At 70.4% G+C, this 22033-nt stretch carries 21 protein-coding genes, 1 tRNA gene and 1 rRNA gene; 9 read left to right on the top strand and 14 right to left on the bottom strand.

Features of this window, described 5'->3' with window-relative positions; translation table 11 throughout:
• The gene (locus BLS43_RS29465; RefSeq protein ID WP_143030108.1) at window positions 1-204 is read right to left on the bottom strand and encodes a hypothetical protein; all 204 of its coding nucleotides are present in this window, start codon (window positions 202-204) and stop codon (window positions 1-3) included.
• 352 nt (window positions 205-556) lie between these two features.
• Window positions 557-937, bottom strand: coding sequence for a hypothetical protein (locus BLS43_RS18185; protein WP_093086377.1), 381 nt, complete (start codon window positions 935-937; stop codon window positions 557-559).
• 191 nt (window positions 938-1128) lie between these two features.
• Here BLS43_RS18185 and BLS43_RS18180 point away from each other — a divergent pair, with 191 nt between their 5' ends.
• The 3 genes from BLS43_RS18180 (at window position 1129) to BLS43_RS18170 (ending at window position 4162) form a co-directional block, all read left to right on the top strand.
• A complete protein-coding gene (locus BLS43_RS18180) occupies window positions 1129-1893 on the top strand; it encodes a GntR family transcriptional regulator (RefSeq protein WP_093086374.1) in 765 nt (254 codons plus the stop codon).
• Between the two features lie 3 nt (window positions 1894-1896).
• Entirely contained in the window at window positions 1897-2565 is a 669-nt protein-coding gene (locus BLS43_RS18175) for a YdcF family protein (protein ID WP_093086371.1), read from the top strand.
• Window positions 2566-2812: 247 nt separating this feature from the next.
• The gene (locus tag BLS43_RS18170; RefSeq protein WP_143030107.1) at window positions 2813-4162 is read left to right on the top strand and encodes a hypothetical protein; all 1350 of its coding nucleotides are present in this window, start codon (window positions 2813-2815) and stop codon (window positions 4160-4162) included.
• Between the two features lie 636 nt (window positions 4163-4798).
• On the opposite strand, the gene BLS43_RS29460 is transcribed toward BLS43_RS18170, so the two are convergent.
• Both BLS43_RS29460 and BLS43_RS18165 read right to left on the bottom strand, forming a co-directional pair.
• Window positions 4799-6034, bottom strand: coding sequence for a hypothetical protein (locus BLS43_RS29460; RefSeq protein WP_143030106.1), 1236 nt, complete (start codon window positions 6032-6034; stop codon window positions 4799-4801).
• A 703-nt stretch (window positions 6035-6737) separates the two neighbouring features.
• Complete coding sequence (locus BLS43_RS18165; RefSeq protein ID WP_176921399.1) at window positions 6738-9407, bottom strand: MGH1-like glycoside hydrolase domain-containing protein; 2670 nt, start codon at window positions 9405-9407, stop codon at window positions 6738-6740.
• Window positions 9408-9512: 105 nt separating this feature from the next.
• On the opposite strand from BLS43_RS18165, the gene BLS43_RS18160 reads away from it, so the two are divergent.
• The gene (locus BLS43_RS18160) at window positions 9513-10091 is read left to right on the top strand and encodes a TetR/AcrR family transcriptional regulator (protein WP_093086366.1); all 579 of its coding nucleotides are present in this window, start codon (window positions 9513-9515) and stop codon (window positions 10089-10091) included.
• Between the two features lies 1 nt (window position 10092).
• Here BLS43_RS18160 and BLS43_RS18155 read toward each other — a convergent pair.
• The 10 genes from BLS43_RS18155 to BLS43_RS18110 form a co-directional block, all read right to left on the bottom strand.
• Window positions 10093-10165 (bottom strand) — tRNA-Gly (locus BLS43_RS18155).
• Between the two features lie 36 nt (window positions 10166-10201).
• Entirely contained in the window at window positions 10202-11245 is a 1044-nt protein-coding gene (locus BLS43_RS18150; RefSeq protein ID WP_093086364.1) for a DNA cytosine methyltransferase, read from the bottom strand.
• 5 nt (window positions 11246-11250) lie between these two features.
• Window positions 11251-11769 carry a GNAT family N-acetyltransferase gene (locus BLS43_RS18145; protein WP_093086362.1) on the bottom strand — a complete coding sequence of 173 codons (519 nt, stop codon included), beginning with the start codon at window positions 11767-11769 and terminating at the stop codon, window positions 11251-11253.
• Window positions 11766-12446, bottom strand: coding sequence for a class I SAM-dependent methyltransferase (locus tag BLS43_RS18140; RefSeq protein WP_093086360.1), 681 nt, complete (start codon window positions 12444-12446; stop codon window positions 11766-11768). The genes BLS43_RS18145 and BLS43_RS18140 overlap by 4 nt, the downstream gene beginning before the upstream one ends.
• 14 nt (window positions 12447-12460) lie before the next feature.
• The gene (locus BLS43_RS18135) at window positions 12461-13273 is read right to left on the bottom strand and encodes an alpha/beta fold hydrolase (protein ID WP_093086358.1); all 813 of its coding nucleotides are present in this window, start codon (window positions 13271-13273) and stop codon (window positions 12461-12463) included.
• A gap of 22 nt (window positions 13274-13295) precedes the next feature.
• A complete protein-coding gene (locus BLS43_RS18130; protein WP_218129889.1) occupies window positions 13296-14012 on the bottom strand; it encodes a class I SAM-dependent methyltransferase in 717 nt (238 codons plus the stop codon).
• Between the two features lie 50 nt (window positions 14013-14062).
• Entirely contained in the window at window positions 14063-15916 is a 1854-nt protein-coding gene (locus tag BLS43_RS18125) for a hypothetical protein (protein WP_093086356.1), read from the bottom strand.
• 263 nt (window positions 15917-16179) lie between these two features.
• A complete protein-coding gene (locus BLS43_RS18120) occupies window positions 16180-17355 on the bottom strand; it encodes an RNA polymerase sigma factor (protein ID WP_093086354.1) in 1176 nt (391 codons plus the stop codon).
• Window positions 17352-17696 (bottom strand): YciI family protein, encoded by a 345-nt coding sequence (locus BLS43_RS18115; protein ID WP_093086351.1) that lies wholly within the window; start codon window positions 17694-17696, stop codon window positions 17352-17354. The genes BLS43_RS18120 and BLS43_RS18115 overlap by 4 nt, the downstream gene beginning before the upstream one ends.
• Window positions 17697-17850: 154 nt before the next feature.
• Window positions 17851-18348 carry a Dps family protein gene (locus BLS43_RS18110; RefSeq protein WP_093086349.1) on the bottom strand — a complete coding sequence of 166 codons (498 nt, stop codon included), beginning with the start codon at window positions 18346-18348 and terminating at the stop codon, window positions 17851-17853.
• 92 nt (window positions 18349-18440) lie between these two features.
• Here BLS43_RS18110 and BLS43_RS18105 point away from each other — a divergent pair, with 92 nt between their 5' ends.
• The 5 genes from BLS43_RS18105 to BLS43_RS18085 form a co-directional block, all read left to right on the top strand.
• The gene (locus BLS43_RS18105) at window positions 18441-18875 is read left to right on the top strand and encodes a Fur family transcriptional regulator (RefSeq protein WP_093086346.1); all 435 of its coding nucleotides are present in this window, start codon (window positions 18441-18443) and stop codon (window positions 18873-18875) included.
• A gap of 25 nt (window positions 18876-18900) precedes the next feature.
• A complete protein-coding gene (locus tag BLS43_RS18100; protein WP_093086343.1) occupies window positions 18901-19866 on the top strand; it encodes an iron-siderophore ABC transporter substrate-binding protein in 966 nt (321 codons plus the stop codon).
• 69 nt (window positions 19867-19935) lie between these two features.
• Window positions 19936-20388 carry a MarR family winged helix-turn-helix transcriptional regulator gene (locus tag BLS43_RS18095; protein ID WP_245707563.1) on the top strand — a complete coding sequence of 151 codons (453 nt, stop codon included), beginning with the start codon at window positions 19936-19938 and terminating at the stop codon, window positions 20386-20388.
• Between the two features lie 93 nt (window positions 20389-20481).
• A complete protein-coding gene (locus BLS43_RS18090) occupies window positions 20482-20967 on the top strand; it encodes a hypothetical protein (RefSeq protein ID WP_245707562.1) in 486 nt (161 codons plus the stop codon).
• A gap of 767 nt (window positions 20968-21734) precedes the next feature.
• Window positions 21735-22033: ribosomal RNA gene (locus BLS43_RS18085) — 16S ribosomal RNA — on the top strand; the annotation flags it as partial.

Raw genomic sequence — 22033 nt, 5'->3', positions numbered from 1 at the left:
TCAGACTCCCTTCCGGATGGCGAGCTGCGCGAGCCGCAGCCCTTCGGCGACCCCGGCCCGCCACGCCTGCTCGGTGGGGACCTCCGGGGCGGTGGCGTGCAGGAAACGGCGGCGCTCTCGATCGAGGCGGCGCACGAGTCGCCCGACGCCGCGAGTGGCGCGGCGGCCGTGCTGAGCCCGAGGGCCAGTGCTGGTCAGTGGCATGACGTCTCCATGGGAGTGGTTGCGGTGCAGGGGATTCCGGTGCCGTGACAACCGGGGCAGACCCCGTCCCCGAGGCAGGCAGGGCAGTCCTGGCTGTCGCCTGCGACGGGGTGGGTGCCGGGGGCGGTGCCGTAGCCGTCGCAGGTGTCGCAGGACCCGGACCCGGTGCAGTCCGGGCAGACAGTCGTGGTGCTCACGCGGGTCTCCTGGTGGTGGGCGCGGCTGTTTTCGGGCAGGGGGCAGCCACTGCGGAATTGCTGCTGGTTTCGCCGAAAGAAGGGGTCGGCTGCCCCGTGCCCGAAACCGGCCGGTCAGGCCGCCGGGATGCCAGGCCTGATGGCCCGGGGTGGTGCTACTTGTCGCCCTGCGGGCGCGGTGCGGGGGCGGGGGCGTGCTTGAGACCCATGGCTCGCCAGGCAAGACCGGCGTTGACCCGCCCGGCGGTCTCCATCTGGTACGGGGTGACCCGGGCGTCGATCAGCTCCACCCGGGCGTCCTCTCCGAACTCGGGGCCGGGATCGGTCCCGAGGGTCACCTTGATCTCCTCGCCCTTCGGTGCCTTCTCCCCGGGCTTGACTCGCAGCTTCGCGAACAGCGACACCGTGAACTGGGTGGCGCCGTCCCGGTCGGTCACCGGGATCTGGGCACCGTTGGCGTCCTCGCGCATCTTCGGTGCAGGGGGCTCGACGACGGTGAGCTTGTAGCCGCCGAGGTTGACGGGGATGTCTCGCATGAGTGGACCTCCGGGTGAGATTGAGCTATCTCTATCGGGCTCACCCAGTGCAGCACGCGCGGCGGCGCCTGTCAAACAGAGATAGCTCTATCGCCCGGATGGCATAGAGATAGCCTTGACAAGCGACAGGCAGGCTTTCGGCGAGCGTCAATGGTTTCCGCTGGTCAGCGGGCACGCGAGATGGAGGTGACATGGCAAGCGGCTACCGGGACGTCGCCGACGCCCTGCGGGCGGCGATCGAGGCGGGGGAGTACCCGCCGGGCTCGACCCTGCCCAAGCAGGACGAGATCGCCGCGCGCCACGAGGTCAACATCCACACCGTGCGCAAGGCCGTCGCCCAGCTCGAAGCCGAAGGCCTGGTGACCCCGATCCGCCGACGCGGCACGGTCGTGCGGGCGCGGCCGCCTATGCGCCGGCTCGGGACCGAGCGCTACGCCAAGAGCCGTTGGAAGGCCGGAATCATCGGTTTCTCGGCCGACCGCGAGGCGTCCGGGGTGCCGTGGAAGCCCGGCGACCAGACTCAGACCGTCGCCAAGGTCCCCGCCGACGACGCCATCGCCAAAGCGCTCGACGTCGAGCCTGGCGCCGAGGTCTACGAGCGCGCCCGCCTGGTCAAGGACGACGGGCAGCCCACCCACACCCTCGCCAGCTACTACCGGCCCGGGGACGTCGAGGGCACCCCGATCGTCGACCCCACGCCCGGCCCCATCCCCGGCGGCGGCGGGTTCGGCGTTCTCACCTCGAAGGGCATGGAGCCCGAGCGGATGACCGAGACCATCCACTCCCGCATGCCCACCCCCGAGGAGATCGAGACCCTTGAACTGCCCGCGGGGGAGCCGGTGATGATCCTGGAACGCCAGACCTTCAGCGCCGACGGTCGTTGCGTCGAGTTCGCCCGCGGAGTCCACGCCGCCAGCCGGTTCGCCTGGACCTACACCTTCCAGATCCCCGACTGAGCCATGCCCCGCACCAGCTCCGCCCTCGGCGATCCCGAGATCGCCCACGCCGTCGAGGTCCTGTGGAACTACCACCGCCTCGACAACGGCACCGACACCCGGACCGACGTCGGCATCGGACTCGGCAGCCACGACCTCTCCGTCGCCACCACCACCGCCGAGCTCTACCACCGCGGCCTTTTCCCGCTGATCGTGTTCACCGGTGCCAACGCTCCGACGACCCTCGACCGGTTCCCTCGCGGCGAGGCCGTGCACTACCGCGAACACGCCATCGAGCTGGGCGTCCCCGCCGACGCCATCCTGGTCGAGGACCGAGCCACCAACACCGGTGAGAACGTCACCTTCACCCGCGACCTCCTCGCCGCCACCGGCCACCAGGTGCACACGGTGACCCTCATCAGCCGGCCCTACCAACAGCGCCGAGCCCGAGCCACCTGCCGCAAGCTCTGGCCCGAGGTCGAGCCCGTCACCGCAGGCGCCCAGATGAGCCTGCGCGACTACATCGCCAGCATCGGCGACGAGCACCGCGTGATCTCCATGCTCGTCGGCGACACCCAACGCATCCAGGTCTACGCCGCCCGGGGCCACGCAGCACCCGAACCCATGCCTGCCGAGATCTGGGACGCCATGACCCTGCTCGCCGCCCGCGGCTACACAGACCGCCTTCTCTGAGGGCTGGTCACGCACGCCGCCAGGCTGCGGGGTTCAAACTTTCTCTACTTGTTCAAGGGCGCCTCCGGCGCCTGCTGGGCGGGGCTGCGGCCTCCGGCCGGTCCCCGCTCAGCGGTACTCCGACCTCAGGTCGTGGCCGAACGTCGTTGCATTCGCCGTATCCCGCGAGTCGAACCATGTAACGATTCTAGGTGTGTACACGACGAGCAAAGGCTGAACAGCACCTACGACCAGCGGAGCGCCATCGGTGAAGATCACCGCCACGTCATCTGACTCATCGACTGCCGCTGGCGCGGTAGAAGAGTTTGTCAACGAGATGGATGCCGTTCGTGAGCTCATGCATTCATCACTGCAGCTGGTGCCTCAGCTCGATAACATGGACGCAGCGTTCGAGATCGCCCTAGGGCAGGCGCTTCCTCAAACTTCGACTTCAGATCGTAGGGCTGCAATCGAGAAGTGGCAGAACGCCCTTGACGAACTTCAAGCCCTGCTTCCCCTTGAGGGGGAGGGAGTCGACGCCGAGCAAGGCGACGGGGGCGGGCCTGATCATGGTCGAGAAATCGAAATTCTTAATAGGGTCACCCGAGAGGTTGGCAATCTTCTTAATAAGCCAACGGCAATCGCCATCGTCATCTCGGCCTGGCGAGAGTCAGTGGAGCGACCACTGAGGACCCCCCTTCTCTTGTCGGCACTCCTGACGACCGCGGTCAGTGGGTTCGAAGTGTTGATCTCGCGCCTCGCGCGATCCTTCTATGCTCTTAAGCCGGAGGCTCTCCGAGCTGGAGGGGCGACGTACACCCTTGCGGACATTGAGGGTTTCGCCACGATCGACGAGTTTCGCGAGTTCTGTGCCGACCGCAGCGTTGATTCGCTGATGTTTGGTGGACTGGACGAGTGGGTTAAGTGGTTTGAGAAGAACTTGAATATCTCCTGGAATGACTTCGCGCGAGAGCCGGACGATTTGCGTGAAGTCTTCCAACGGCGGCACTTGGTTGTACACAATGGCGGGGTGGTAAATAGGCAGTATCTCCTCAAGACAAGCGCGTCGGACGCACCTGCTTTGGGTGTCCGACTCTTCGTCGGTCCCGACTACGTAACGCGAGCCCTGGATCTTCTAACGCTTGCTGGCGTCTTGCTCGGGATCAGACTCCTCCGCAAGCTAGACAAGTCCAATGATTTGACCGGCAGGCCAGCTGATGATCTTGCTTACAAGCTCTCATACAGATTTCTACTGAGGGGTAGATATAGCACTGTGGAGCAGCTCGTAGCGACCGAGCATGCATTGTGTACAGATCAGAGCCTTGCTGCAATTATGCAGGTAAATGGCTGGGTTGCTCGCAAGGAGCTCTACGGGTTGCCTGCAATAAAGGAGGAGGTGCAGGCGTGGCAAACGTTGGCCATGGCCAAGCGATTCAGGCTTGCGCAAGACGCCCTCTTGGATAAGAATGAGGATGCGCTGCGTTTAGGATTGGAGCTGCGGGCGAGCGGCGAGATGTCTACCGAGGACTGGATGACGTGGCCCATGCTTCGCGGTGTGCGTGAGTATGAAGCCGAACTCAATATGCAGTCCGACAGCGACACTGGCGTAGATCAATAACGGCTTGTCTGCCCTCGCCGGGCGGGCAGATCAACAGGATGGCGGCCCGTGCCATCCCGACGACCTCCCGGAGGGCTACCGCACGGCCACCCGTGGGCGGAGCGGGCGTAGGTCGGCCGGCGGCAGCGTCGAGGGCCGCCCACGGACGTCCGCGCGGTCGGCTTGCAGCAGGTCGACGGGATGGCACTCAGCGGGCGGGGGAGTGCTGCTGTACAGCAGCGAAGTACAGCAACTGAGCCGTCCGTGCCTGACCTACGCCGAGCGTCAGCGGCTGGTCAGGGCCTTGCTCGACCCTTGCTGACGGCGGGGCCGGTAGTTCGCATCGAGGTGGTCAGCTCGTAGCAATTCAGGAGCGATCAGCGGACGAGCGGTCATCACGAGACGTGAGGCAAGAGCTAGAACGCGCAGCTCAGACGTGCCGGACGGCACAGGACGGTCTGAAACACCGAAGGTCTCCCTCGACGAAGAGCGTTGCAGTGCAACTGCCCTTGCCGCAGGGCAGTGCTCTTGTAAGTGCTTGAGGCGCCAATGCGGCGGCCTCCCTGAGGGCTGCCGCTTGTGGGACATTGGCGAAGCAGAGGCGCACCAGCGTGAATCCCTCGTACCGCACTGAGGTGACAAAGTAGAATCAGCGCCTCATGTTATATGGTCTTTACCAGACGAAGCTAGCACCTGGCGCGCTAGGAACTCTATGAGCTGAATGTCTGCGTCCAGCAGAGCGGACTCATCGCTCAATGGCAGTATGGCCCGAGGGCGACCCGAAAAATCGGAGTCCTTCGAATGCACTATTCGACACCTAAGTTCGTAAACACGATCCGCACATTGATCGACTAGTGTTGCGCTGTCGTTAGCGCTGATCCTGCGTACATCACTTATGTGGCCTGCGCTAGCAAGAGCCGTCGCATCGTCGGCATGTATCCTTAGATATGCCGCGAGATCATCGTCAGAGAGGCAGGCTCGCAGTGTCGCTCTCAATTGATTGCGTTCAGAATCCTGACGCTTGATTGCATTCGTCTCGTTCAATAGTCGTCCGACACGAATGTCGTCATCCGGGTCGAACGTGGGATCCTTGAGGTGGCTTCGAAGTCGCTTCACCGCTTCGGCGCGCGAATACGCTGGCATGAAGTATTCTAAGACCTGGTAGTACCCCAGATAGCAGGCCGAGCGCATAGGCATCAAGGTGTCGGACACCAAGTCGCGTGCGAAGTTGTATAGAGTCATCGCGTCGGAGTCGTAAGTTCTCCGCGGGTAGCGGATTGCCTCTGTCGCGGCAACTATCGGCCGCCCTCGGCTGAGTTTACCATCGCCCCTTCTGCTTAGCTGAAGGAAAAGATTCGTCTGGTTATCTAGGTCGAAAAGTATCGCGCCAGCTAGCCGCGTTAATCTCACCCTGGCGGACTCTGCGTTGTCGACGTTCGCCGGGGATATCGTGAGGGCTAGATCGCTCGAACTGCCACTGGTGACTATCTGCAGTCCGGGGTGCAAAGTCAGAGACTCGAGGGTGAAGTAGTCGACCGAAGAGTCGTCGACGACGGTAAAACGCCTCGGAGCTTCACTGGTCCCGTTCCGAGTGTCGGCCTCTGTGACGGACCGAAACCCGAGCGAATCTAGAACACTTGGGTATACGTACGATCCCTGAAGCCGTGCGTTAATCGTGTTCTTTGCTAGGTCGACGTATGCATGATAATCCGGAACGCCTCGCCAATGCTCGAAACTGCAGGCGGCGATTGCCTCAGCGGATTCTCGGTTGACAACTATCTCATGTCCTCCCTGGAGGCTGATCTCGAGCCATGGTTCGCCTGTTCCGCCCTTCCAGCTTACCCATGAATAGTTCAGCTCACTTTCCCGTACTCTACGCTCGATCTCCTGCACGACTGAGAGTCTCATAAACTCTGATGCTTCACGGAGTGCTGCTATCCTATGTTCGAAATCTGATTCCATGGGTATCCGATCTGCGCAGCGACTCCCCTGATCGACAGTCGTAGTTATAGTAGCTAAAGCAGATGGGGTCTGGTTGTCGTCGTTCGCTGGTCGATTCCGGTTCTACCCTCCTGACAAGGCGCCAGCACACCTTGGACGAGTGCCCTTGACTGGGCGAGCAGGTCTCCAGGACGGCGACTCATGCCGTCCGACGATCTTCGGGCGGCGTTCCGCACAGCCTCCCGTGGGGGAGCGTGGCAGGGTCGGGCGCGGTGGGTCGAGGGCCGCCCACGGCTGTCCGCGTGATCGGTCTGGCTACGGGTCGACGGGATGGCACTCAGTAGGCGCGGCGGGGAACACCCCCGGAGTACCCCCGGAGATCAACGGCAGAAGCTCATCACGAACCCACGCCTGCCACAGGTGCGGTCGCGAGTCCGCGCAGTGTACGAGGGCTGACGGCAGACGTCCGGAACCCGCGGAAGTAGTGGATCTTGTCTCCGCGGGTTCAGGGTTCGATCCCCTGGGGGCCCACTCCTTCGACGCCTGCAGCGTGCCGGGCGCGTTCTTGATCCACACTTCAGGAGCCGGACGGTCGGGATTCGACCGTGCTCCTCCCGACGAACGGATCTTGACCGCGGGTCGGACAGGTGGCTTCTCAGCGCTCGGGGCCCTCCGCCGCCAGCCGCTGCAGCACCTCGGAGGTGGGCAGGACGGCGCCGTGCCTGCGGCGGATCAGGTCGACGACCAGCCCGGTCCAGCCCGTCTGGTGGGACGCGCCGAGCCCGGCGCCGTCGTCGCCGTGGAAGTACTCGTGGAACTGCACGGTGTCCCGCCAGCGCGGATCGGTCTGCATCCGGTCCACGGCGCCGTAGCAGGGCCTGCGGCCGTCCGCGCCGGGCAGGAACAGCGAGATCAGCCGGAGACGCAGGTCCACGGCGATCTCGTCGAGGGGGAGGGTGCGGCCGGACCCGGTCGGGTACTCGACGGCCAGTTCGTCGCCGTAGAAGCGGTGGTAGCGCTCGAGGGCCGAGATCACCAGGGCGTTCACGGGGAACCACACGGGTCCGCGCCAGTTCGAGTTGCCGCCGAACATCGGGCCGGTGGACTCGGCGGGCTCGTAGTCGACCTGGGCGTGCAGGCCGCCGACGTCCAGCACCGCGGGGTGCTCGCGGTGCCGGGCCGACATCGACCGCAGCCCGTGCGGGGAGAGGAACTCGGCCTCGTCGAACAGCGCGGTGAGCAGCCGCCGCACCCGGGGCCCGTCGACCACGCCGACGAGCAGGCGCCGCTCGCCCTCGGCCCCGCGCAGCAGCCCGGCGGCGGCGAGCGCGTCCGGCTCGGCGACGCCGTGGCGCTGCAGGAACCGCGCGAACCGCTTCCCGACGACCAGGGACCGGTCCAGCCCCTCCTCGCCGACCACCCCGCCCGCCAGCATCGGGATCATCCCGACGACCGAGCGGACCGGCACCGGCGCCGAGCGGCCGTCCGGCAGGGTGATCCGGTCGTGGAACATGCCGGCGTCGTCGTCCCAGAGCTCGGCGCCGTCGAGCGCCTCGCGGATCAGCGCGAAGTGCTCCAGGAACTTCTGCACCAGGTCCACCGCGGGCCGTCGCCCGGAGCGGTGCAGGATCGCGGCCATCGTGGCCATGGCGGCCGCGTAGCCCGCCATCCACCCGGTGCTGTCGGCCTGCTCGAGCCGCCAGCCGGGGGGCAGGTGGGAGCGGTCGATGGGGCCGATGTTGTCCAGCCCCATGAACCCGCCCTCGAAGAGGTTCGAGCCGTCGGCGTCCTCGCGGTTGACCCACCAGGTGAAGTTGACCAGCAGCTTGTCGAACACCCGGGAGAGGAAGTCCAGGTCCGTGCCGCCGTCGAGGGCGAACACCTCGAGCGCGGCCCAGGCCTGCACCGGCGGGTTGACGTCGTCGAAGTCCCACTCGTAGGCGGGCAGCGCCCCGTTGGGGTGCTGGAACCACTCCCGGCACAGCAGGCCGAGCTGGTACTTCGCGAAGGCCGGGTCGACGTGCGCCAGCGCCACGCAGTGGAAGGCGAGGTCCCAGGCGGCGAACCAGGGGTACTCCCAGGTGTCCGGCATGGACATCAGGTCGAAGGCGTTGAAGGTCCGCCAGCGCGCGTTGCGCCCCCCGAGTCTGCTGGGCGGCGGTGGCGGCTGATCGGGGTCGCCGTCGAGCCAGCGGGTGACGTCGTAGGAGTAGAGCTGCTTGCTCCACAACAGACCGGCCACCGCCTGGCGCAGCACCGCGGCCTCGTCGGCGGACGCCGCGGCGGGTGCGAGCTCGGCGTGGAACTCGTCCGCCTCGGCCCGGCGCCGCGCCACCACCTCGTCCGCATCGGTGGGGGTCCCTCCCGGCGGGCGCAGGCGGAGCCGGATCTCGGTGGTCGCCCCGCCCGGCACGGTCAGCCGGTACCAGGCGGCGCACCGGCTGCCCCGACGCTCCGGGTTCACGGTGGCCGCCTTCTCGACGACGTGGTCCCCGATCCCGTCCTTCGGGTACCTCGGGCCGGGGCGATGGTAGAGCCGGTCGGTGTTGGTCTCGTTGTCGCAGAACAGGAACTCGTCCGGCGCGGGCTCCGCGGTCAGCTCCAGCTCGCCGAGGAACGGGTGGGTGGTCCGGACCCGGTCGTCGGTGCCGACGAGCTCGTCCGGCTCTTCGCCCCGCCACGACCAGGTGTTGCGGTACCAGAGCTGGGGGAGCACGTGCAGGGTCTCCGGCTCGGGCCCGGCATTGGTGACGCGCACCGTCATCAGCAGGTCGGTCGGGTCCGCCTTGGCGTAGTCGACCTCCACCACCCAGTACCGGTCGTCGTCGAACACGCCGGTGTCGAGCAGCTCGTACTCGGGCTCGGCGCGGGTGCGGGCGGCGTTGGTCGCCCGCAGGTCCTCGTACGGGAACGCGGCGTGCGGGTAGTGGTAGCGCCAGCGGTTCCAGGCGTGGCTGGGCACCGCGTCGAGGAACCACCAGTACTCCTTGGCGTCCTCGCCGTGGTTGCCCTCGTCGCCGGTCAGCCCGTAGATCCGCTCCTTGAGGATCGGGTCCCGGCCGTTCCACAGGGCCAGGCCCAGGCACAGCCGCTGCTCGACGTCGCTGAACCCGGCCAGGCCGTCCTCGCCCCACCGGTAGGCGCGGGAGCGGGCGTGGTCGTGCGGCAGGTGGGTCCAGGCCTCGCCGTCGGGGCTGTAGTCCTCGCGGACCGTGCCCCACTGCCGTTCGGCCAGGTAGGGGCCCCAGAGGTACCAGTCGCTCGCCTGCCGCAGGCCGAGGTCCAGCCGCCCGAAACCGGCTGCCCGCTCCCGTTCCGCACCCATCGGCTCGTGCCCCTCCGCAGACAGCCCACGTCGATCACCCCGACTATGCCCACTTCCGGCGCGGAGCTCCATCCTCGGATGGCAGGACGGTCGTATGGTGAAGGCGTGCCGAAGCGGGTGGACCACGCCGAACGTCGGGCCGTGATCGCGGACGCGGTGCTGGCCGTCGTCGCGCGGGGTGGGATCGAGCAGGCCAGCGTCCGGCACGTCGCGGCGGAGGCCGGGGTGTCCGCCGGGATGGTGCAGCACTACTTCCGCACCAAGGACGAGCTGATGCGGGCCGCGATGGAGCGGGTCGGCGCGGCGGTCGAGCGGCGGCTGTCCCTGCTGCCCGCGGACACCCCGCCGCGCGAGCTGCTGCGCGCCCTGTTCCGCCAGCTCCTGCCGCTCGACGACGAGCGGGCGCGGGAGGGCCGCGTGGCGCTGGCGTTCCTGGCGTACGCCGCGGTCGATCCCGCCGCCGCGGCCGAGCTCCGGGACGACGGCAGGCGGATGCGGGCGTACGTCGCGGCGCAGGTGCCGGGGGGTGAGGTCACCGCGGTCGCCCTGCTCGGCCTGATCGACGGCCTCGGGATGCAGGTGCTGACCGGCGACCTCGACGCGGCCACGGCGATCGCCGCCTTCGACGCCCAGCTGGCGGTCGCCTTCGGCGCGGAGCTCCAGGGGACCGGCCCGGGGAAGTGAGAGCGGACGACGGGATTCGAACCCGCGACCCTCACCTTGGCAAGGTGATGCGCTACCAGCTGCGCTACGTCCGCACTGCGCCCCGAAGAGCGCCCGTCGACTGTAGCAAGCTAGCGCAGGCGCTCGCGCACGTGCCCGGCGATCGCCGCCGCCAGCCCGACGGGCACGGCGTTCCCGATCTGCCGTGCGATCCGGATCTTCGAGCCGCACCAGGCGAAGTCCTCCGGGAACCCCTGCAGCAGCGCGGCTTCCAGGTGCGTGACCACCCGGTCCTGGTCCGGGTGCAGGTAGCGGCCCTTCTCCGGCTTGAAGAACTCGGTGCGGATGGTCAGGGACGGCTGGTCCCAGTGCATCCGCCCCATGACGTCCGTGGTGCCGGTCCGCTTCTCCCGCCAGCAGCGGGGGAGCAGCTCGTCCGGCAGGTCGAACCGGCCGCCGCCGGGCGGGATGTGGGCGTAGCGCTGCAGGGACAACGGCGTCGGGGTCCGGCCGAAGTGCAGGTCCAGCCACTTGAACGTGCCCGGCACCGACTCGCCGAAGACGGACGTCCGCGCGTCGGGCAGCGCGGTGGTGGCGGTGCGGGCCGGGAGCGCGCCGATGGCCTCGCGCACGGTGCGCCACCGCCCGCGCGCCCGCGTCGGCGCCGGGTGGTCGACGGGCCCGATCCGCGAGCCGATCACGATCGTGCGCGTCCGCCGCTGCGGCACCCCGTAGTCCGCGGCGAGCAGGTGGGCGTGCGCGAGCTCGTAGTCGGCGATCATGCCGCCCGCCGCCTCGTCCAGGAGCAGCGCGAACTCGGGGCTGCTGCGGAACCGGTCCACGTTCTCGATCACGAACACCTGCGGGCGCGCGACCTGCACGAACCGCAGGAACTGCTTCCACAGCTGGTTGCGGGGATCGTCCACGTCCTTGCTGCCGAGGTTGGAGAAGCCCTGGCAGGGCGGCCCGCCGATGACCACGTCGGCGCGCGGGATCCGCTCGTCCGGCACCTCGGCGATGTCCCCCCAGTGCACGTGGTGCTCGCCGAAGTTCGCGGCGTACGTCGCGGCGGCGTGCAGGTCGTGCTCCACCGCGAACACGGGCGTGAACCCCGCGCGGACGAACCCCGCCGTCATCCCGCCGCAGCCTGCGAAGAGGTCGATCAGCGTGGGCACGGTGGTCAGCCTAGCCGGCCCGGCTCCCGCGGCTCCGCAACCGCGCCGGCGAGTCCGCGCTGGTACCAGGCCACGTCCCACCAGGTCCCGAGCTTGTACCCGACGGCTCGGTAGGTCCCGACCAGCGTGAACCCGAGCGCCCGGTGCAGCCCCTCGGACGCCGCGTTGGGCAGGGCGATCCCGGCGAACGCCTGCGTGTACCCGAGCTCGGTGAGGGCGCCGAGGAGCTCCTCGTAGAGGGCGCGGCCGACCCCACGGCCCCGGGCCGCGGGGTCGAGGTAGACGCTCACGTCCACACACCAGCGGTAGGCGGCCCGGCTGCGGTGCGGGCCGGCGTAGGCGTAGCCCCGGACCTCCCCGCGGTCGTCGCAGTCCACGAGCCAGAGGACCGAGTCGGACAGGCGCGCCGCCATGTCGGCGGCGGTCGGCGGCGCGTCCTCGAAGGAGATCGCGGTGTTCCGGACGTACGGGGCGTAGATCGCGGCGACGCGCCCGGCGTCGGCCGCGGTGGCGCGGCGGATCACCGGGGCACCAGCACGTAGCCGGTGTAGCCGTAGTCGGACCCGTGCGCGGCGCGGACGTCGATCTCCTCGCGGGCGGGCGCGGCCTCCGGGCCCAGGGCCGCGAGGGCCGCCGCCAGCGGCTCGTAGTACTGCGCCCAGTCCGAGTCGGGCAGCACGTAGGTGGCCGCGACCCGCCAGCCCGCGGCCATGGCGGCGGCGACGTTGCCCGCGGTGGTGCGCATCCCCGGGTAGCCGGCGTCCCAGAACGCGCGGGCGCCCGCCGCCGGAGTGTCGGTGAGCCACTCCGCCTCGGTCAGCACGATCGCGCCGCCGGGTGCGAGCAGCCTGCGCCACAACGCGAGTGCCCGGTCGAAGCCTACGAGGTAGGCGGAGCCCTCGGCCCAGACGAGGTCGAACGCGCCGTCGGGGAAGGGGAGGTCGTCCATCGAGGCCCGCACCGGCTCGACGCCGGTCCCCGCGAGCGCGTCGAGGAACGGCTGGTGCAGGTCGACCCCCGTGACGTGGGCCCCGGTGAGCCTCGCGAGCGGGATCGCCGAGGCCCCCGTCCCGCAGCCCACGTCCAGGATCCGGCGCGGCGTGACCCCGCTGAGCCGCACCAGCAACGCCGTCGTCTCGGCCGATCCGGGCGCCTGGCGGGGCAGCCCGGCGTGGACCCGCCAGAAGATCTCCTCGTCCATCGGCCGATTCTCGCCTAGGGAGTGGGAGACACGCCCTGGATCAGGTGGGGTTTCAGCGCGGTCGCGAACGCGGCCGGGTCCTCGACGAACCCGGTGTGGTCGCCGGGGAACAGCACCGGCTCGACGTCGAGCAGCGCGGCCAGCGCACGGGTGGCCCGGTCGCAGAGCTGACCGGCCGAGGTCTGGCCGATCCCGGGCACGATCCTGCTGCGCCGCAGGGCCTGCGCGTCGGGAACGAAGCGGACGGACGGCCGCAGCTCGTGGGCGAACCAGAACCGCTCGTCCGCCACCTGCTGCGGGTCCCGCTCGCCACCGAACCAGGCGGCGATCGTCTCCGGAGGCATCCCGAGATCGGCGATCGCGAAGAACTCCGTCCACGCCCCGACGACGTCGCCCGCGAGGTAGGCCGCACACATCGCGTCGGTCCGGGTGCGGAGCGACGTGCGGTCGGGGAGCAGCTCGTCGAGCGGCGGCTCGTGGGCGATCACGGTGCGGACCAGGTCCGGGTGCCGTTGCGCCAGGGCCAGCCCGGTCACGGCGCCGCCGCTGGAGCCCAGTACGGCGGCCGGGCCCGCCCCGACGTGCCGGACGAGCGCGGCCAGGTCGTCCGCCCGCAGCTCCGGGGTGGAGTCGGTGTCCGGGTCCGCGAGGACGCTGCGGTGCACGCCGCGCGGGTCCGCGGTCAGCACCGTGTGCTCGGCGGCCAGGACGTCCGCGAGCGGCGCGAAGGCGTCCGCGCCCATCGGGGCACCGACCAGCGCGACCAGCGGGCCGTCGCCGCGGACCTCGAAGTACAGGGTGGCGTCGGGTCGGGACAGGGTGCTCATCGCTCCTCCTCGGGGAGTCGGTTCACCCCGACGACGAACCGGGCCCGCCCGGATCGACCCGCCGCCCCAGGAAGGTGTGGACGATCCCGCGCTGCCAGCCGGTCATCGGCTCGACCCGCGCGTCCGCGAACCCCGCCGACCGCATCCTTGCGCTCAGCGCGGCGGCGCCGTCGAAGTCCAGGACGCTGCGCCAGAGGTAGCGGTAGAGATCGGCGCTGCCGGTGGCGCGCCTCCCCATCGGGATGATGACGCCCCAGCTCACCGCCGTCCAGACGGCCCTGGCGCGCAGGCTGTCCGCGACCGAGTACTCGTGCACGGCCACGGGTGCGCCCGGGGCGAGCAGGTCGTGGATCGCCCGCAGCCCGCCGTCCCGGTCGGCGAGGTTGCGCACGAGGTAGGCGGCCAGGATCCCGTCGAACGGGCCCTGCTCCTCCAGCTCCTCGAGGCGCGAGTGCACGAACCGCACCCGGTCCGGCCACCGCTTCCCGCGCGCGACCGCCAGCATCTCCGCCGACCCGTCCACCGCGGTGATCTCCGCGTCCGGGTGGGCGGCCAGCAGGGCCGCCGTCGAGGCGCCCGTCCCGCAGCCCAGGTCGAGCAGCCGGGGGCCGGTGGGCCGCAGCCGCTCGGCCGAGCGGCGCAGGTGCTCGTGGTATCCGGGGTTGCGCCCGACGAGCGTGTCGTAGGAGGGAGCGTGGTCGTCGAAGGCGCGAGGCACGCCGGTGGGCTCGATCCGCACCCGCGAATCATGCCGTGCGCGGCGATCGTCGTCATGGCGACCATCGCCGCTCACGACCGCAGGCGGTACCAGGTGCCCTCGTCGCTCGTCCGGTACTGCACGTAGTCCCGGTCCAACACCTCGCGGACCTGCGGCCCGCGGTCGGTGACCCAGCCTGCGGCGTCCGTGCTCACCATGATCACGGAGGGGTGGACGGCGGCGACCTCGCGGGCCACCTCGGACCACTGGTCGTCGGACATGAGGTCGTAGGCCCAACCGTCGAAGCGGACGGTGAGCGGCGTGCCGGAGAGCCGGTTGTAGAGCGGGTCACCGAGCACGTAGAGGCTGTCGGTGGGCTGCACGTCGGCGGCGGCGAGCTCGGCGCGGATCGTGGAGTAGTCCGCCACGCGCTCGTCGATCCGCTCGCGGCTGGCGGCCGTGAGACCGCCGCCGTCGAGCACGGTGGGCAGCGCCCAGCTGCCGGCGTGGGCCAGCATCGGCAGGCAGACCAGTCCCAGGACGACGGCGGTGCGCGGCCGGCACCGCACGACGTCCAGCTGCCGCAGCGCCAGCACCACCAGCGGCGCCGACGCGAAGTACCACTGGTACCACCAGGCGAACTGGGTGGCGATGGCCACGACGTCGAGCAGGACGAACGCGATCATCGCCAGGTCGAGGGCGTCTCGCCGGCGCCAGGCCGTGGCCGAGCGCCACGCCGCGAGGACGACCACCGGGAACATCCACGCGAGGTAGCGGCCCAGTCCCTCCGCGACGCGGGCGGGCGAGCGCGAGCCGGGTGCCGCGCCCATCTGCGCCGCCTCGACGATCCAGACGTGCAGCGTCTCGCGCAACGCACCCTGGGCGGCGAGCCACGCCACCACCGCGAGGACGGGCACGAGCGCGGTCGCCGTGAGCACCACGCCCGCCGCGATCCGGTGCCGCCGCAGCGCGAACCCGAGGTAGACGAGCAGCGCCACGCCCGCCACCGCGGCCAGCAGCAGCTTGAACACCCCGATGATCCCGACGCACAGTCCGGCCAGCACGATCCGGCGGAAGGCGATCTCGGGCCCGGGCGTCGCGGCGACGAACGCGAACGCCCCGACGGCCGGGACGAGGCAGAGCATCTCGAGCTGGCCGAAGTCGCCCGGTCCGGCCGCGAGCAGCAGGGTGCCCGTGGCCAGCACCGGCAGCAGCCTGCGCAGCCGCGCCGACTCGGTCCGCCGGCGCAGCAGCGCCCAGACCGTGGCGCCGAACCCGAACGCCATGACGACGTCCAGGGCGCGCATCCCGATCTCGCCGAACCCGAAGAGGCCGTACCAGAGGAAGATCCCGGGCTGCTTCACGTCCCAGAGGTCCACGTACAGGGTCTGGCCGTGCAGGATCTGCCGCCCGATCGCCGCGAACACGGCCTGGTCGCCGCGGAAGGGCCAGGTCAGCACCATGCCGCTGAGCGCGGCCAGCACCAGCCCGGACACCCACAGCTCCCACCGGCCCGCGCGCGGCGCCGCGGTGGACGCCTCCTGCACCGCGATGGCCGAGGTCTCGGGCTCGACGGTGCGTGCCCGCTCGGCGCGCGCCGACTCCAACAGCGGCGTGGGCGCCCGGGTGGGCTCGGGGGCCGGGACCGCCCGGATCGTCGGGATGGGCTCGGTCTGCACGGTCGCGAACGGCCCCGTCGGTGCCTCCAGCGCCCGCGACGCGTGCCGCGGCAGCCCGGCCCGGCCGTCGGTCACCCGCACCCGCAGCGCCCCGGTGTCGGGGTCCCGGAACAGGGTCGGTCGGTCGTCGGGCGCAGGTGGGGCGGGGTCCGACGTCCGCGGAGCGGGGATGGTCGGCCGGAGCGTCACCGCCGCGCTCCGCCCGCCACCGGAGCCGACGCCCGGGTCTGCGCGCAGCCCGTCGGTCGGCGCGGCACGGTCTGGCATGGGTCCCCTCGTCCTGCGGGTCCGGCCGGCGGTCACCGGCTTGCCGGTGTCATCGCGGGATGCCCCCACCCCGTTTCGTGTTGCGGCGAAATGCCCCACACGTCACAGGGCCGAACGGACGAACGCGATGGTCGTCGGGTTTGTCCAGCTTGGTCCGACCGGCCCTGGTCAGGTGCGCGCAGATGTCGCTTCGGACACGATCGGGGTGGCGGGGCAACCTGAGAACGGCCGTTAAGGGGCGCGGAAGTCGACGGGTGTGCCGTTTACGGACGATCCTGTCCGGTCCACGAACCGCCGGAACCGGACGTCATCCGGCCTTCGAGGAAGAGCCGTTCGCCCTCGGTCGGGGCGAGCTCGGCGGCCCGGGCGTACGCCGCGTCGGCCTCGGCCCGCCTGCCGAGCCTGCGCAGGAGATCGGCGCGGACCGCGTGCCAGGGCGGATAGTCGCCGAGCTGCAACCCGTCGACGAGGGTGAGCGCGGCCGCGGGGCCCTCCACCTCGGCGACGGCGACCGCCCGGTTGAGCGCGACGACCGGGGTCGGCAGCCGGCCGAGGAGCTGGTCGTAGAGGGCCAGGACCTGCGTCCAGTCGGTCGGCGGGTCGGTGTGGACGGCCTGGATCGCGGCCTGGAGCTGGTAGGGGCCGGGCCGGCCGCGCCGCAGGCACTCGCGGACCAGCGCGTGGCCCTCCGCGATCAGCGCGGCGTCCCACAGCGTGCGGTCCTGTCGGTCGAGCGGCACGAACCCGCCCGCGGTGCGCGCCGCCCGTCGGGACTCGGTGAGCAGCATCAACGCCAGCAGGCCGCGCACCTCGGGCTCGTCCGGGATGAGCTCGAGCAGTTGGCGCCCGAGCCGGATCGCCGCCGCCGCCGCGCCCTGGTTGAAGATCAGGTAGACCACCGCGAGCACGGACGTCACGCGCTCGGGGAGATCGGCGTCGTGCGGCACGCGGTAGGGGATCCGGGCCCGGGCGATCTTGCGCTTCGCCCGCACGATCCGCTGGGCCATCGTCGGCTCCGGCACCAGGAACGCGGCCGCGATCTCGGCGGTGCTCAGCCCGCCCAGCAGCTTGAGGGTCAGCGCGACCTGCGCCGCGCGACCCAGTGCCGGGTGGCAGCAGGTGAAGATGAGCCGCAACCGGTCGTCCTGCACGGCACCCACCTCCTCGGGGGGCTGCGGGTCCCCCGCGAGGAGGTGGGCCTGGGCGTGCCGGGCGTCTCGGGTGGACTCCCGGCGGTGCCGGTCGACCGCCTTGTTGCGGGCGGTCGTGATGATCCAGCCCGCCGGGCTCGGCGGCACCGGCGGCCAGCGCCGCACGGCCTCGGCGAACGCCTCGGCCACCATCTCCTCGGCCAGGTCGATGTCGCCCAGCTGTCGGACCAGCACCGACACGGCCCGCCCGTACTCCTCGCGGAAGACCCGCTCGACCTCGGAGGTCATGCCCAGTGGAAGGGGCGGACCTCGATGGGCAGGGTGGTCGCCAGCGTGGCCCGCCGCCCCCAGTGCAGGGCCTCGTCCAGGTCGGCGCAGTCGATGATCGTCAGGCCCCCGAGGTACTCCTTGGCCTCGGCGAACGGCCCGTCGGTCACCAGCACCTCGTCCCCCTGGGCGTGGACGACGGTCGCGGTCTCCTGGCCGTCGAGCCCGCCGGAGAACACCCAGACGCCCGCGGCCTCGGCGTCCTCCTGGAAGGCCGCGACCCGCGCCATGATCTTCTCGAGCTCCTCGGGCGCGGGCGGGGTGCCCTCGGGCTGGTAGACGCTGAGCAGGTACTTCGCCATCACGACCTCCGGTGTGGGGTGGGAACACCTCCTACACGAACGCGGCCCGTGGATTCGACACCTCGACCGGAAAAAACCGAGGGCCCCCGCGCGTGGCGGGCGCCCTCGGTGTGGTGGGAGCGGTGGCTCCAGACCTGACGGTCGTGCAGGGGACTCAGACCCGGCGGTTCTCCGACCCGATCAGCCAGGCCTGCTTCTCCAGGTCGTGGATGATCTCGTGCAGCAGATCCGCGGTGGTGGGGTCCTCGGCGTCCACGGCGTCGTGCACCGCGCGGGCGGTGGCGGCGGTGCGGCGCGCCAGCTCCGCCATGTTGTTGGTGGCGGCGGTGGTGTCGATCTCGCCCGCGGGCTGCAGCGGCAGCGACGTGGTCTGCGCGACCGTGGTGGGGCGACCGTCCGGCACGGCGTACAGGGCGCGCATGCGCTCGGCGATCGTGTCCGCGTGGTCGCGGGCGGTGTCGATCAGCTCGTCGAGCTGCAGGTGCAGGTCGCGGAAGTTCGCGCCGACGATGTTCCAGTGGGCCTGCTTGCCCTCGAGGTGCAGGGCGGTCAGGTCCACCAGCACCTTCTGCAGGTTGCGCTCGAGGTCCGGGCTGGCGACGACGCCCTGGAAGCCGGGCAGTGCGCTGGTCTTGCTCTCCGTCGTGGTCATGACACCACTGTACCCCCACACTTGACTCGGTCTAACTATGAGGTGCGTCAACTTAGTGACGCTTTCAAAGGTATTGGGGTAGCCTCACCTGCATGAGCGACCTGACCGCACTGCTCCGGGAGCGGGGCCTGCGCAGCACGCCGCACCGGCGTGCGGTGCTGTACGCGCTCGCGGAGCGTCCGCACGTCACGGCGAACGAGGTGGCCTCCGCGGTCGCCCGCACGGCATCGGGCCCAGGCGCGGTCACCGAGCTCTCCCGGCAGGGCCTCTACAACGTGCTGGAAGACCTCCGGCGGGTCGGCCTGGTCCGCAGCATCGAGCCGGCGGGCTCGCCCGCCCTCTTCGAGCTGCAGGCCGGGGACAACCACCACCACGCGATCTGCCGGTCCTGCGGGGCGGTGCAGGACGTGCCGTGCTCCATCGGCGCGGCCCCCTGCCTGGACGCGCCGTCGGTCGGCGGGTTCGTCCCGGACGAGGCGGAGATCGTCTTCTGGGGTCGCTGCGCGGCCTGTGCCACTTCCCTCTGAGGGCAGGCTCGCCTAATCTTCGGGCGTGCGTCGCTTCCTCCCGTTCGTCCTCCTCTGTGGACTCCTGCTCGCCGGCTGCGCGTCCGCGCCCGAACCCGGGCAGGGCTCGGGCGGGGTGACCATCGAGCACGTCTTCGGTCGCACGACCGTGCCCCCGGACCCCGTCCGCGTCGTCACCCTCGGCGTGACCGACGCGGATGCGGTGCTGGCCCTGGGGGTCACCCCGGTGGCGCTGACCGGCTACGGGTTCTACGGGGAGCAGGGCGGCCTGGGCCCGTGGGCGCGTCCGCTCGTCCAGGGCAGCCCCGTCCTGCTCGACTCCACCGAGCCGGACCTCGAGCAGATCGCGGGGCTGGCGCCGGACCTGATCGTGGGCGTCAGCGCCGGCTTCGAGCAGGACGTCTACGACCGACTCTCCGCCATCGCCCCGACCGTCGCCCGCCCGGTCGGGACCGTCGCCTACGCCGTCCCGCGGGACGACCAGACCCGGGTGATCGCGCGGGCACTGGGTCGGGAGGCCGACGGGGAGCGGCTGATCGCGCAGGCGAACGCCGCGTTCGCCGAGGCGGTGGCCGCGAACCCCGGGTTCGCCGGGAGGACCGGCACCGCGGTGCTGCCCTACGACGGCAAGTACGGCGCCTACACCCCCGGGGACAGCCGTGGGCAGGTCATGGCCGCCCTCGGGTTCTCGCTGCCGCCTGCCGTCGCGGCCCGAGACACCGGCGAGCGGTTCTACGTCGAGGTCGCGCCCGAGCAGGCCGGGATCATGGACGGGGACGTGCTGGTGATGCTGGCCGACCAGCCCGCCGCCCGCGCCGCGGTCGACGCCGACCCGGTCCTCCAGCAGCTCCCCGTGGTGACCGACGGCCGCATGGTGGTGCCGGACCTGGACACCCGCGGCGCCATGACCTACAACTCCGTCCTCTCCGTGCCCTACGCGCTGGACAGCCTCGTCCCCCAGCTCGCCGCGGCGGTGAGCAAGGCGGGCTGACCGCGCGGGGCCCCGTGGGGTGACGACGCCCGCGTCGGCGGCGCGGGGCCTGCCCGGGAGGATGCGGTGGTGACGACTCCCGGCCCACCGCCCACAGGTCCCGGATCGGTCGCCGTCCTGCTGGCGATGCTGGGCCGTCGGGTGCGGGAGGAGATCGACGCCGCCCTCGAACCCCTCGACCTGTCGATGCGGCACCTGTCCGCGCTGGGGCACCTGACCCGTCGGCCGGGGGTGTCCTACAGCGAGCTCGCCCGCCGGGCGGGGATCACCGTGCAGAGCCTGCAGGCGACGCTGCGCCGGCTCGAGGAGCTCGGTGCGGTCGAGCGGCGCGGGGAGCCGGGGCGCGGTCGGGTGGCCGAGCTGCACGTCACACCCGCCGGACGCCGTCTGCTCGGCACCGCGGAGAAGGCCGTCGCCGGGGTGGAGCAGGTGATGCTCGCCTCCCTCCCCCGTCCCGAACGGGTGCTGCTGACGCGCACGCTCGTCGGCATGGTGGGGCGCCTGGGCGACGGTCCGGGCTGAGTCCGGGTGCTGGTTTCAGCCCGACTGATTCCTGTCGCGGTTCCCGCGAGGGAGGGATGCATCCATGGTTTCAGTCGGACTGAAGGATTCCCGGTGGATCTGTGGGGTGGGAAGGGGGCTGCGAGGACCGCGGTGCTGCTGTCGGCCCACGTGCTCACGGCGATCGTCGTCATCGGACCCGTGACCGTCGCCACCTCGATGCTCCCCCGAGTGGCCCGCGGGGCGCTGGACGGCAGCGGATCGGTCGCCGTCGTGCGGGTGCTGCACCGGATCAGCCGGGTCTCCGCAGCGCTCGGGACCGCGGTACCGGTCTTCGGGTTCGCGACGGGCGCGGCCATGGGTGTCCAGGGTGACCCGTGGCTCGTGGTCTCGACCGCCCTGACCCTCGAGGCCGCCCTGCTGCTCGGGCTCCGAGTGCTGCCGGGACAGGCGGCCGTGCTCTCCGCCCTGGAGGGGGAGCGTCCGGAGACCGCGCGGGCGATCCGGACGCCGCCGACGAGCGCCGGGGTGTTCGCCCTGCCTTGGGCCGTGGTCGTCGTGCTCCTGATCGTGCGTCCCGGGTCGACGACCGGGGCTTGATGTCGAGCAGGGCCTGCACCGGGCAGGAAAGAGCGCCTCCCACCGTAGGCCGCGGAATTGCTTCGCCCCCGCGTTCGCGGCACTCCGGTGAGAGGCGCTCAGTGCGTACAACGCGCGGATCGTCCCGGAGATGCACGCCCGAACGGGTGGTCGCAGGCTCGCTGCCTGCGACGACGCGTCGGGGGATCGCGATGTCGCGAAGTCGGGCCGCCTCCCGCGAGAGAACGGGCCGCGTTGCGGGCACGCGGGTCGTCCGGGAAGCCGTCGTCGCAGTTGAGAGGGCCCGCGGCCGCCGTCCGTGACCTGGCCGAGACCGCGCCGCGCAAGTCGGGAGCGCGAAGTGTGACCGCCGTCATGAACCCCGAAATCTGACGTTAACCTGGCTCCGACGGGCACTGCGGGCCGCTCACCTGCGGAAACGGGCGCGCAACACCGGTGGGGACCCCGATTTGACCCACCCCGACCCCACCGCGTAACTTTCTCGTTGTCAGCGACGAGCCGGACAGAACGAGCCCCTGAGGCCCGGTCAACAGGCCCGCTGGCCGCCCCCGAGCCGGGCCCCCGAGATCCTCTGGATTTCTGATGGGTGTACGGTTCGGAAACAGCCCCGGAAGTTCTCCGACAGGAGAGCCATGGTGTGCGGGTGTCTTTTGAGAACTCAACAGTGTGTCGAGCTAGATTATCGGGACTGGTGGTTTGTGCCAGTTCTTTTTGGGGCTCGCTTCTCCGATCCCGTCGGGGGCGAGCCTGTCAGCTAGAGCCAGTTTTTGTTGGAGAGTTTGATCCTGGCTCAGGACGAACGCTGGCGGCGTGCTTAACACATGCAAGTCGAGCGGTAAGGCCTTTCGGGGTACACGAGCGGCGAACGGGTGAGTAACACGTGGGCGACCTGCCCTCCACTCTGGGATAAGCCCGGGAAACTGGGTCTAATACCGGATATGACCTTCCCTCGCATGGGGGTTGGTGGAAAGTTTTTCGGTGGGGGATGGGCCCGCGGCCTATCAGCTTGTTGGTGGGGTGATGGCCCACCAAGGCGACGACGGGTAGCCGGCCTGAGAGGGCGACC

The organism is Pseudonocardia oroxyli, assembly GCF_900102195.1.
GTDB classification, from domain to species: domain Bacteria; phylum Actinomycetota; class Actinomycetes; order Mycobacteriales; family Pseudonocardiaceae; genus Pseudonocardia; species Pseudonocardia oroxyli.
Note: the sequence above shows the minus strand (reverse complement) of the source record. Positions and strands in the feature narration are given on the sequence as shown.

Excerpts from the sequence above, each read along its gene's own strand:
- BLS43_RS29465 (WP_143030108.1), bottom strand. The coding sequence starts at position 204 with ATGCCACTGACCAGCACTGGCCCTCGGGCTCAGCACGGCCGCCGCGCC.
- BLS43_RS18185 (WP_093086377.1), bottom strand. The coding sequence starts at position 937 with ATGCGAGACATCCCCGTCAACCTCGGCGGCTACAAGCTCACCGTCGTC.
- BLS43_RS18180 (WP_093086374.1), top strand. The coding sequence starts at position 1,129 with ATGGCAAGCGGCTACCGGGACGTCGCCGACGCCCTGCGGGCGGCGATC.
- BLS43_RS18175 (WP_093086371.1), top strand. The coding sequence starts at position 1,897 with ATGCCCCGCACCAGCTCCGCCCTCGGCGATCCCGAGATCGCCCACGCC.
- BLS43_RS18165 (WP_176921399.1), bottom strand. The coding sequence starts at position 9,407 with ATGGGTGCGGAACGGGAGCGGGCAGCCGGTTTCGGGCGGCTGGACCTC.
- BLS43_RS18140 (WP_093086360.1), bottom strand. The coding sequence starts at position 12,446 with ATGGACGAGGAGATCTTCTGGCGGGTCCACGCCGGGCTGCCCCGCCAG.
- BLS43_RS18135 (WP_093086358.1), bottom strand. The coding sequence starts at position 13,273 with ATGAGCACCCTGTCCCGACCCGACGCCACCCTGTACTTCGAGGTCCGC.
- BLS43_RS18125 (WP_093086356.1), bottom strand. The coding sequence starts at position 15,916 with ATGCCAGACCGTGCCGCGCCGACCGACGGGCTGCGCGCAGACCCGGGC.
- BLS43_RS18120 (WP_093086354.1), bottom strand. The coding sequence starts at position 17,355 with ATGACCTCCGAGGTCGAGCGGGTCTTCCGCGAGGAGTACGGGCGGGCC.
- BLS43_RS18115 (WP_093086351.1), bottom strand. The coding sequence starts at position 17,696 with ATGGCGAAGTACCTGCTCAGCGTCTACCAGCCCGAGGGCACCCCGCCC.
- BLS43_RS18110 (WP_093086349.1), bottom strand. The coding sequence starts at position 18,348 with ATGACCACGACGGAGAGCAAGACCAGCGCACTGCCCGGCTTCCAGGGC.
- BLS43_RS18105 (WP_093086346.1), top strand. The coding sequence starts at position 18,441 with ATGAGCGACCTGACCGCACTGCTCCGGGAGCGGGGCCTGCGCAGCACG.